Below are 284 nucleotides of genomic sequence, written 5' to 3'. Positions count from 1 at the left end.
CTGGTGCGGGGTGCGGCGGTATGGGCACTGTCGCGGCTGATGCCTGCGCGCGATTTTGCGACGCATGCCGCATCGGCCTTGCAGACCGAAGGCGACGCAGCGGTGCGCGACGAATGGTTCTTGGCGCAGCGACATTCCGCAGAGGTTTCCTGATGAGTGAAAGACGCTTCTTCATTTTCGGCGCCGGCTATTCCGGCCAGGCTTTTGCGCGCGCCAACCCGGATGGCACTGCCATTCTCGGCACGACACGCTCGCCGGTGAAATTCGAGGCGCTGCGCCAGGCC

The 284-nt window shown here is 64.8% G+C and carries 1 pseudogene; it reads left to right on the top strand.

Features of this window, described 5'->3' with window-relative positions:
* Positions 1–152: 152 nt before the first annotated feature.
* Positions 153–284 (top strand): annotated as a pseudogene (locus tag EN861_RS36585) (NAD(P)-dependent oxidoreductase); the annotation flags it as partial.

The sequence above is a fragment of the Mesorhizobium sp. M8A.F.Ca.ET.218.01.1.1 genome (assembly GCF_004791165.1).
Classification (GTDB): domain Bacteria; phylum Pseudomonadota; class Alphaproteobacteria; order Rhizobiales; family Rhizobiaceae; genus Mesorhizobium.
The sequence above is the reverse complement of the archived record's forward strand: the minus strand, read 5'-3'. Positions and strand labels throughout refer to the sequence as shown.